We start from the raw sequence: 10,554 nt of genomic DNA, 5'->3' as shown, positions 1-10,554 counted from the left end.
TTTTGCGGTGGTCATGGCCCAGGTGAGACGCCCGGTCCCTTTCCGAACCCGGAAGCTAAGGCCTGGCACGGCGATGGTACTGCACTCGATAGGGTGTGGGAGAGTAGCACGCCGCCGCAATATTCGTTACAAGGGGGGGTTCCTGATGTTGAATCATCAGGAACCCCTTTTTTGTTTTATGCCACGACAGCGGCTCAATGTGAACGGCAGTCGGTACACTGGGCTCTGCTATGCACTACTTCACACCCAAACGATGCGCTACGTCGAACAAAATCATGTACCACGACAAGGCACAGGCCCAGCGTGCCGCCGATCAGAGCCTGATCGAGCGCGGGGCCGAGCTATGGGTGTATCGCTGTGAATACTGCAACTGCTGGCACCTCACTCATCGTGATCCGAATATGAGCTACCAGCGTGTGCCGTTCAATCAGGAATTGAAGCCGCACAGCCGCAAAAAAGGGTACAAGCCGCGTCGTCGATAACGCCCCTACATCACCTTGGTGCTTTCCAGATTGCGAATAATCCAATCATTCAGTCGAATCACTGGTTTGCGCAGCATCAGGCCGAGCAGCAGCGAAGGAATGAGGAACAACGCCAGTTTGCCCATCGCCACCCAGTATTCCATGCCATACGAGCCTGCCATGGCCGAATGCATGGCATCCACGGCGTAGGGGAACAGCAGCCAGCGGGCCACGATCTGGAAGAACGGCGGCAGCGTCTCGATGGGGAACGTACCGCCGGAGCCGGCCACCTGCATCACCAGCAGCACCACAGCGATGGCCTTGCCGATATCGCCGAACGAGACGGTGAGCGTATACACCAGATTCGAAAACACCAAGGCGGCCAGCCATCCGACCAGTATGAACTGGAAGGGATGCTCGCATTGCACGCCGAGGTAGAACATATCGCCCAAGCACACTAGCGTGCCCTGCAGCAACGCCAGGAAGCCGAAAATCATGTATCGCCCGAAATATTCATGATGCAGATGCAAACCGAACTGTCGCGCGTTGCCCGGGGATTCGGCACGAGGCTTCTTCAGCACGTCCAGCGCAGCGGCAGGGCCGGCGGCACGTCCGGCGATCATGGCCTCACGCAAGCCCATTTCGCTGCCTAACGGCAGCTTGTTGCCAAGACCTAAGATGCGAGCCTTCTCATGGTCGGAGATGGATACCTTGAGCATGGCCACCAGAATGATCGCGCCCACCCAGATTGACAGAATCGTATAGAACGGGGCCATGGCGGAACCGTAATTGGCTACCGGATAGAGGGGGATGCGATCGATCGCCACCGGCGCGGACAGCATCGAGGCGAGCGTGGAGGAGTCGGCGGAAGTGATGGACGAAAGATCCGTTTTGGCACCGCTGGTCAATCCGGAGAATTTCATGGCCAGATCGTTGAGTTTCTTCGATGACTTGTTCAGTGCTTTGGACATGGCGCCCATCGTGGACTGAATGTCGCTAATATTGCCGGCCACGTTGCCGCTGAGCCCGGAAACGCTGCTTACCGTGCCGGCCAGCCCGTCAATCACATTGCCGGCCTGATCGGCCACGCTGTCCATGGACGAGGCGAGCGTGGCGAGCTGTGGCTTAAGCGTCTGCTGATAGGTGTTGGCCGCCGTACTGACCGATGCGCGGGCCGAGGCAACGGAATTTTTAAGCTGTTGCCGTGCGGTTGCAGCGTCCGCAGTACCGTTTGTGACCTGCTGTGCCGCGTCGCCCAATGCGTTGGCGGCTGATTGCAGCTGCGTCTGAGCGTCTGTGGCTTGAGCCGAGGCTTTGGTCAGGGCGTCCTTCACGGTTTGATTGCTGCTGGAGTCAGCCAACGACTGCAGGGCGGCGGCGTAATCGCCGAATGCGCCGGCCTGCTGCTGCACTTTGGTCTGCATGTCGGTCAGTGCGCCGGAGACCTGTGTGGACTGCGAGTTGATGTCGGTGAACGCCGTATCAAGCTGTTTGTCGATGCTGACGTACGCATTGTCGGCTTGCGTCAGTGCGGTGCCCATGCTGTCGGCCGCGCCGGACAGTGCCGTGCTCAGGCTGGTGGTGCCGGATTTGGCTTGACCGATGGCTTTTTTTGCGTCGGCGGCTGCGGAACCGGTGGAGCCGAGGAGTGCGTCGGTCGATGTGATGATGCCGTTCGCCGCTCCCAACAGCCCCGAATACGAGTCGACTTGCGTGGCTGCACTGCTTAACTGCGTGGCCATGGCGGTGATATGTCCGGTGGCATTGCTGACGTACTGGGCCATCTGTGGGCTTTTCGCGTATTCAGCCACATTGGAGGCCATATCGAGCGCCACGCTGGCCAGTGTTTTGACGAACATCTGATCAATGGTGGTGGCCACGGTATCCGCGCCGGCATCGGTGATATGCGGGGCGATCGGATTGATTTTCTCGTTGAGATAGTATTCGAGCTTCGCGTGCTTGATCTTGGGGGAGAACAGCGTCATCATATCCGAGCTGAACGATTTCGGAATGACCAACGCCGCATAGTATGTGCCGGAATATACGCCGTCAACGGCTTTGTCTCGGTCCACGAACTGCCAGTCGAGGTCATGATTGGCCCGCAGCGCGTTGGTGACCGTCTCGCCCACGTTAATCGGCACGGGAATGAGATCGGACTTATATCCCTTATCCATATTGGCTACCGCCACCTTGAGAGCCTTGGTGCTGCCGTACGGATCCCAGCTGGCGGCAATGTTGTACCAGGCGCACAGAGCCGGCACAATGACCAGTCCCACGGCCACGACGACGGCAATCACGTTGCGCGTGGCCTGACGCACGTCACGGGTGAAGATATGCCAAATGAGTTTCATCGCGCACCCGCCTTGTCTGAAGAATCCTGCACATCCGCGGCCACGGGCTTCAACACCTCCGATGGCACGTCGTTCGCGCCATTAGGTGCCTGTGGTGCCTCTGAGACAGTCCCAGCCGCCGTCTCAGCAACCGCGCTCGCCGCATGTTTGCCCGGCTCGCCGCGGAACCTGCGCCACATATACCCGTTGGACATCAGGTCGCGGAATTCGTCGTCGTTCATGGCGTCGGTGCCCATCTGTGTGGCGAAGCTTTCACGCATGTACTCGACCACGATGAGATAGGCGTCGATAACGATAATCGAGAGAATCCAGGCGGTAAGCATCGCGATTTTCTCCTGCGTGACGAACAGCAGGATCAGGAACACGAACGGCAGTATCGTCAGCAGCGCCAGACCGGAGACGATCATCAGCGGGTAACGTGCGAAGAATCGGTGCGCGCGGCGCGTAATCAGCTCGCGCAGTTCCTTGCTGTCCGAAGCCGTGCGGAACACTGCCGTAAGACTGAGCTGGTTGTTGACCATACTGTTGTGCTCGGTGATCATCAGATCGGTGTCCGACAGACGGCGATCGAACAAGGCGTTGAGGTTCGTGGCGTACCGGCGTACCGCAAGCCCCACGAACAGAGCCACCGGCAGATAGTAGGCGAGATGCATCATATCGAGCCAGTAATGATTGGCGTACGTGCCGGCGATCGGTCCGCGCATGGCGTTGATGCCATAGGTGAACGGCAGCCAAGGGTGAAGTTCCCGGAAGAAGCTCGGCATCATTTCAATCGGATACAGTCCCGAGGCACCAGGAATCTGGACGATGACCAGAATCACGGCCACTGCCTTGCCGATATGCCGGAACGCAACGGCCAAAGCGTAAATGATATTGATATAGACGAACGAACAGAAGATGCCGGCCAAGAGAAACAGCAGCGGATGTTCGCACTGGATGCCAAGCACCAGATTGCCCACGCATGCGATCACCGCCTGCAGGAAGCCGATCGTCACCAGCAGCAGCCAGCGGCCAAGATACGCTTGCGTGACGGTCACGCGCCTGAGCTGCTCGCGGTCCACCTCCAGTTTGTAAATGGCGATCAGTACGAAACCACCCACCCACAGCGCGAGGTTGGTGTAGAAGGGGGTGACGGCCGAACCATAGTTGTCGGTCGGATAGACGACTTTGGTTTCCAGATTGACTGGAGTACCGAGGAAATCACCGAAGTCCTTGCTGTTCAGATTGAGTGCGTCAGCCACTTTCTGGTAGGCGGCGGAACTGTCGAGCGTGGCGATGTCGGTGCGTACCGTACCTACTTCGTCCGCAAGCTGACGCATGGATTGCTGCGTGCCGGCGATAGTGGAGCGGGTCTGATCGATGGTGCCGGACAGTTGGTCGAACAAGCCGTCGGCTTGCGTCAAAGTGCCGTCCAGTGAGGTGAGGGTGCCCTCCAAAGTGCCGTTCAACGCCACGAAACTGGTGAGTGAGGCGTTCAGATTCGGCATGATGGTGCCGGAGAGCGACTGCCGGGCTTGGCTGAGTGCCGCCAGTCCGCCGCCGGATGCGGTGCCGATCGCGCCGGACAGTTGCCCGGTGGCATCTTTGCCGGAACTGATGAACTGGGACGTGTTCTTCTGGAACGTACTGATCTGCGTCTGCTGGTTGGTGATGGTGGCGCTCAGTGTGTTGAGCTGGCTCCAGATGCGTTGGCCGACCGGATCGGTGGTGTTTTCGTCGATGCCGGCGTCTTTCAGGGCTTGTTTGACGTTGCCGATGGCGGTCTGTGTCTGGTCCAGCGGCTTGTTGAGTGCGTTCGTTGCGGAATCGACGGCGTTCTGGGCCTTGTTGAACGAGCCGATAATCGTTCCCGCTGCAGTGTTCGTGTCTACCGCAAGTCCGGAGAGCGTGGCCGAACTGCCATCCAGCGCGCCGAGCAGTGTGGAGGAGAAGGCTTGGGTGCCGCTTTGCGCTTCGGAGAGCAGCGTGCCGGATTGTGCGGAGGCTGTTTTCGCGCTGGCGATGGTCTGCTTGAGTGAGGCCGTGGTGGTTTTGGCATCAGTGATAGTGCCGCTCGCCTGATCAAGGGTGGTGTTCAGATCGGTGAGTGCGGTTTGCGTATGCTCGATGGTGTTCAGTACGGTATCGAGGTCGCCGATGGTGTCTTGCTGGGTGTCGTTGGTGGCTTCGGTGAGATCGCCGCCGGCTTTGGCGATGGCTTTCGCCACGGTCGTGCCTACGGCGGAGACGAATGTGGAGTTGATCTGTTCGTCGATGGTGCTGGCGCCGGTGTCCGTGATTTTCGGGGCGATGGCGTTTTTCTTTTCGTTGACGTAGTACTTGATGCTCGGCTGTTTGCCGGAGCCGGTCACGGTGTCGGCCAGGCTGGCGCTGAAGTCTTTCGGCAATACGATGGCTGCGTAGTAGTCGCCTGTTTTGACGCCGTGAACCGCCTGTTCCTCGCTGCTGACGAACTGCCATCCGAGTTGATGATTGTGTTTGAGCTCCTTAACCACCTGTTTGCCGGCGTTCAACGTGCCGACCATATCGTTGCTGGTGCCTTGGTCCAGATTGGCTACGGCGATGTGCAGGTTGCCGGTTGCCGAATACGGGTCCCAGTTGGCCAGAATGTTGAACCAGGCGTAGAGCGAGGGGATGATGGCCACACCCAACGTGACGACGACGGCTACCGGATTGCGCAGGATACGCAAGACATCACGCCGGAAAATATGCCAGATAGTGTGCATGTTGATAGCCGCCTCTTGCCTGTGATTCATGGTAGGCGTTCCGGGTGATTGCACAATCGCGGATTAATGGATTCGCGGACTTGCTCCCGTTCGCCACGGGTAGTCTATCCCGGCCCGTCGTCGGGGTGGGCCGGGATCCGGCAGTAATCGGACGGACTACTTATCCAAGGTGAATCCTTGGGCGGCGGCCTTGTCCAGCAGCGTCTTGCCGGACACATCCTGACGTGAGACCGTGGCGATCTGATCGCTGAAGGCATCCACCGGGCGGTCGGCCTGGCGCAGATCGTAATACTGGTGTACTTCGGCGTCGAAGGCGGGCAGGGCTCCGCCCAGATCGTTCTCGCTGTCGGCAGGGTACGTGTTCTCGAAGAACTGCATGGTGCGCGGCATGCGCGGCTTGAGCGTCGGCTCCTGATCAGGCTTGCCGATGGCCAGACCCAGCACCGGGTAGGTGTATTCAGGCAGGTTCAGCAGGTCGATCAGACCGTCGATATCGTTCAGAATCGAACCGAGGATCACGCAACCGAGGCCGAGGGAATAGGCGGCGGTTTCCATGGCGTGCAGGGCCAGAACGGCGTCGTTCTGCGCTTGGGTGAAGCGGTAGCTGGTTTTGAGCTTGAAGTCGTCGCCGGCCGTGTCGATGCCCTTGGACTCGGCGATGCGGGCGTTGCGATGTTCGTCGATCACGAACACATACAGCAACGGTGCGGTGGCGATATACGGCTGATGGCCGAACTCGGCGAGCTTGGCCTTGACGGACGGGTCGGAGATGCGGATGGCGGACCAGTCGTTGAGGAACTGGCTGGATGCGGCGCGCTGGGCCACGGTTTCCAGCGTGGCGACGGTGTCGGCGTCGATGGCTTCGTCCTTGAATTTGCGGATGGAGCGACGGTTCAGCAGAGTCTCGATTGTTGCATTGGTAACCATACCGACATTGTCCCACGGGCAGTGCGTTTCGGCCGGGAATCTCTTCTGATAGTGAAATCGTTCGGCGTCTGGTGTCTGGTGTCTGGTGTCTGGCGTCTGGCGTCTGGCGCGCTCAGCGGGTCTTGCGGTGTTTCCGGTCCACCAGCGCTTGCGATCCGCGGTCCGAAAGCTGAGAGACTACCGCGCCGAAGGCGGCCGATGCGGCGGCGAACAGCAGGCTCATCGCCAAGCCTTGCGGCGCATCTGTGGCAAGACCCTTGCGCAGGTTGCGCCGGCCCACGCCCTTGTCCCAAACCATTTGGAACGCTTTGCCGGCCACCATGCCGATGAATGCGGGTGCCGCCGCCTTGAACGCCTTGTCCAGCAGGGAATCCGGGTCTGCCTCGCGGGCCGCGCGGAGGGCGTTGACCTTCTCGTCGATGCGGTGCAGGCTTTCGACGGCTGCGGTGGCGCCGGATGAGGAGGCTGTGGCTGGTGTCTCGGCTGGTGCTTCGGCTGATGTTGCGGCCGGCGTTTGGTTCGTCGACGGAGAAGTCCCGCCTTCATTGGTGAGGGCGTGATGACGTGCGGTGTGCTTTGCGCTGCTCATGGCTCCCCAGTCTAATGGCACTTTGGCCTAATGGGGCTCCGGTATGGAACAAAGGCGGCGCATATGGTGCCGTATGACGCATGTCCGGTGCCGTGTGGTGCTGTCTGGCGCTGTGTGGCGCTATCTGGCGAGGCATGCGGCGAATGCGCCCGAACGGGACTAGAGTGGAGGCATGAACGAACAGCATGCAGACGGCACCGTGGCCGTCGATCTTTCCCGTGGCGGCACAGGATTTCTGGTGTTGCTGCGTCATGGACAGACCGTATGGAGCGAATCCGGACAGCATACCGGCCGCACGAACATCCCCCTGACCGCAGTGGGCGAGCAGCAGGCACGCGATGCCGGCGTTCGTCTGCGTGAAGCATTCCCCGGTGGTTTCGAGGAAGGCTGTGTGTTTGCCAGTCCACTTCGCCGTGCGCAACAGACCGCGCGTCTGGCCGGCTTCGCCGAGCCGCAGACGCTCGACGGCATCGCCGAATGGGATTATGGCCGTGCCGAGGGCCGCACACGTAAGCAGGTCAGCGAAGCCAGTGGTTTCGACTGGGATGTGTGGCGGGATGGGCCGCGCTCGCTGACGCCTGCGCTGGAAGGCGACTGGGTGGAGACGTTGCCGGGCGGCGAGCAGGTGCCGGTGCACGCCGGGCCGGGGGAGACCTTGGAGGAGGCGGCCGCCCGCGCGCGAGGGGCGATCGATCATGTGATGCCGTTGCTGCACGATGGTCATAACGTGCTATTGGTGGCCCACGCGCATATTCTGCGCATCCTCACCTCGCAGTGGTTGGATGTGGATCCGCACTTCGCGCGGATGCTGCGGCTCGATACCGCGCACTATTCGGTGTTGAGCGTGTACAAGGGTGACAACGTCATCGAACGATGGAACGCCTGATCATGTGACGCTGTGGCGTTATGTAGATTGTTCCCGGTCTGCCGGGTTGCCGTGGTTGCCGGTGAGTTGCCGTGGTTGCCGGGAATAGAGGTATCAGCCTGTCCGCGAGTATGCGGACAGGCTTTTTGTTGGCTGTGGTTTGCTGTTGCTGGCCAGTGTGGAAATGGTTTATTGGTTTATTGGTTCGTTGGTTTATTGGTTCGTTGGTTCGTTGGTTCGTTGGCCTATTGGTGCGTTAGCTCGTTGATTCGCTGGTTCACTGATTATGCAAACGATAGCGGTATTGTGACGATACGGGGAGTAAAAGGGCGGTGCTGCACCATTTCTGGCGTGCTCTTGTCGCCTAGTATTTGCTAACGCTTGCATTGCGGATAGTTTATTTAGTTGCCTTAATTTCCCGGTTTTATCTTGTTTTGACTATTTGGTGACATCTGTCTATATCGCCAAGGCGCGCCGATGAATGCCATCGTTTGCAAAAGAAAGCAAACCATTGCATAATGAGCACTGTCGATAGTCGTAAGGATGCCGCTGACGGCACCTGATCCGGAAGGAATGGCCGGAATCGACGATGAAAGAGAAAGGTTCGATGATGAATCGTACAGTCAAATCCGCGGTTGCGATGGCTGCCATTGCTGCAATGTCTTTGGGAACGCTGGCGGCCTGCGGCTCCAGCACTTCCGGCGACGACGCAAAGGGCAAGGTCTACTACCTGAACTTCAAGCCGGAAGCCGCCGATCAGTGGGTGGCCCTCGGTAAGGCCTACACCAAGGAAACCGGAGTCGACGTTAAGATCCAGACCGCTGCTTCCGGCACGTACGAGCAGACTTTGAAGTCCGAAATCGCCAAAACCGAGGCTCCGACCCTGTTCCAGGTCAACGGACCGGTCGGCTACCAGAACTGGAAGAAGTACACGGCCGACATGTCCAACACGGACGTGTACAAGGAACTCAACAATCAGGATGTGGCCCTGAAGGACGGCGACAAGGTCGTCGGTGTGCCGTACGTGATGGAAACCTACGGCCTGATCTACAACAAGGACATCCTCAACAAGTACTTCGGTCTGGACGGTGCCAAGGCCACGTCCATCGATGAAATCGACAACTTCGACACCCTGAAAGCCGTGGCCGACGACATGCAGTCGCGCAAGGACGAGCTCGGCATCAAGGGCGCGTTCACCTCCGCCGGCTTCGACTCCAGCTCTGACTGGCGCTTCAAGACCCACCTCGCCAACCTGCCGCTGTACTACGAGTTCAAAGCCGACAACGTCACCGAGCAGCCGGCCACCATCAAGGGCACCTACCTGCCGAACTACAAGAAGATCTTCGACCTGTACATCACCGACTCCACCACCGAACCCACGCAGCTGAGCGCCAAGACCGGTGACGACGCCAACTCCGAGTTTGCGCTCGGCGAGGCCGCCTTCTACCAGAACGGCACCTGGGCTTGGACCGATCTGCAGAAGGCTGGCATGTCCGCCGATTCCGTGGGCATGATGCCGATCTACATCGGTGTCAAGGGCGAGGAGAAGCAGGGTCTGGCCACGGGCTCTGAGAACTACTGGTGCATCAACGACAAGGCTTCCGACGCCGACAAGAAGGCCACCGAGGACTTCCTGAAGTGGGTCATCACCTCCGACACCGGCAAGAAGGCGCTCTCTCAGGACATGGGCTTTACCACCCCGTTCAAGACCTTCGATGACGTCACTTCCGACAACCCGCTGACTCAGGCCGCCGTCGAGGACCAGAAGTCCGGCAAGACCGCCGTCTCCTGGAACTTCACGATGATGCCGTCCGAAGAGTGGAAGAACCAGCTTGGCCAGGCCCTCCTGGGGTACGCGCAGGGCACCAGCAACTGGGATGCCGTCAAGACCGCCTTCGTGGACGGTTGGGCTTCCGAGTACGCGGCGTCTCACTGATTGGAGGTGCCAAGTTCGGTAGTACTGAATAATTCAAACAACTAATTCGTGCGGCACCACCTTCCTCTCCTTTTGGGGGTGCCGCACCATACCTTCTTCCTCTTGATCCTCTTACTGTGTTTTCCTTATCCTCCTTCACGTGTGGGCTCGCCGGCTCGTCTCCGGCGGGCCTACACGCGTTTTTCGTGGAGTGTGTTTTTCGTGGAGTGTGTTTCCCGTGGAGTGTGTTTTCCCGAGAAATGAGTTTTCCCGAGAGCGCGCGTTTTTCCTGGAACATGCGTGTTTCGCGAATATGTTGCTCTGACCGTCGCTCAGCGCAACATATTCGCGGGGTGGGGGATGTTGAGATTTTGCCGCGCTGAGCGGCAGTCACCGCGGTAAATTCTCGGGATTAGAGGATATTGCGAGAATTCTCCGCACTGGCGCATCCTCACCGCGGTAAATTCTCGGGCAAGCCATTTTCTTCGAGAAAAAACCGCGCTGAGGTGCTATGGCGAGGGAACTTTGGGTTGGATTGGGTTGAGGGAGGGGTGATTTAGGTTGTTTCGGTTTCGGGTTGGGTTGATTTAGGTTGTTTCGGGGTGTTTTGAATCAGTGTTGGGATTGGGTTGAGGGAGGGGTGATTTAGGTTGTTTCGGTCTCGGGTTGGGGTGATTTAGGTTGTTTCGGGGTGTTTTGAATCAGTGTTGGGATTGGGTC

Annotated in this window: 7 protein-coding genes and 1 rRNA gene; 4 read left to right on the top strand and 4 right to left on the bottom strand. The window is 59.0% G+C overall.

Annotated features, from left to right (window positions below; all coding sequences use genetic code 11):
- Positions 1 to 3 precede the first annotated feature (3 nt).
- A 5S ribosomal RNA gene (gene rrf, locus G1C97_RS11730) occupies positions 4 to 120 on the top strand.
- Between the two features lie 110 nt (positions 121 to 230).
- Positions 231 to 482, top strand: coding sequence for a hypothetical protein (locus tag G1C97_RS11725; RefSeq protein ID WP_169241912.1), 252 nt, complete (start codon positions 231 to 233; stop codon positions 480 to 482).
- 5 nt (positions 483 to 487) lie between these two features.
- On the opposite strand, the gene G1C97_RS11720 is transcribed toward G1C97_RS11725, so the two are convergent.
- The 4 genes from G1C97_RS11720 to G1C97_RS11705 all read right to left on the bottom strand — a co-directional run bounded on the left by G1C97_RS11720 (position 488) and on the right by G1C97_RS11705 (position 6,895).
- Positions 488 to 2,812 (bottom strand): YhgE/Pip domain-containing protein, encoded by a 2,325-nt coding sequence (locus G1C97_RS11720; RefSeq protein WP_169241911.1) that lies wholly within the window; start codon positions 2,810 to 2,812, stop codon positions 488 to 490.
- Positions 2,809 to 5,538, bottom strand: coding sequence for a YhgE/Pip domain-containing protein (locus G1C97_RS11715; RefSeq protein WP_169241913.1), 2,730 nt, complete (start codon positions 5,536 to 5,538; stop codon positions 2,809 to 2,811). The genes G1C97_RS11720 and G1C97_RS11715 overlap by 4 nt, the downstream gene beginning before the upstream one ends.
- Positions 5,539 to 5,694: 156 nt before the next feature.
- A complete protein-coding gene (locus G1C97_RS11710) occupies positions 5,695 to 6,465 on the bottom strand; it encodes a nitroreductase family protein (protein WP_169241910.1) in 771 nt (256 codons plus the stop codon).
- 112 nt (positions 6,466 to 6,577) lie between these two features.
- The gene (locus G1C97_RS11705; protein WP_240951143.1) at positions 6,578 to 6,895 is read right to left on the bottom strand and encodes a DUF4235 domain-containing protein; all 318 of its coding nucleotides are present in this window, start codon (positions 6,893 to 6,895) and stop codon (positions 6,578 to 6,580) included.
- A gap of 331 nt (positions 6,896 to 7,226) precedes the next feature.
- Here G1C97_RS11705 and G1C97_RS11700 point away from each other — a divergent pair, with 331 nt between their 5' ends.
- Both G1C97_RS11700 and G1C97_RS11695 read left to right on the top strand, forming a co-directional pair.
- Positions 7,227 to 7,940 (top strand): histidine phosphatase family protein, encoded by a 714-nt coding sequence (locus G1C97_RS11700; RefSeq protein ID WP_169241908.1) that lies wholly within the window; start codon positions 7,227 to 7,229, stop codon positions 7,938 to 7,940.
- 568 nt (positions 7,941 to 8,508) lie between these two features.
- A complete protein-coding gene (locus G1C97_RS11695; protein WP_169241907.1) occupies positions 8,509 to 9,855 on the top strand; it encodes an ABC transporter substrate-binding protein in 1,347 nt (448 codons plus the stop codon).
- Positions 9,856 to 10,554 lie beyond the last annotated feature (699 nt).

The organism is Bifidobacterium olomucense, assembly GCF_012932375.1.
Taxonomy (GTDB): Bacteria; Actinomycetota; Actinomycetes; order Actinomycetales; family Bifidobacteriaceae; genus Bifidobacterium; species Bifidobacterium olomucense.
This window is presented reverse-complemented; position numbering and strand designations above follow the sequence as displayed.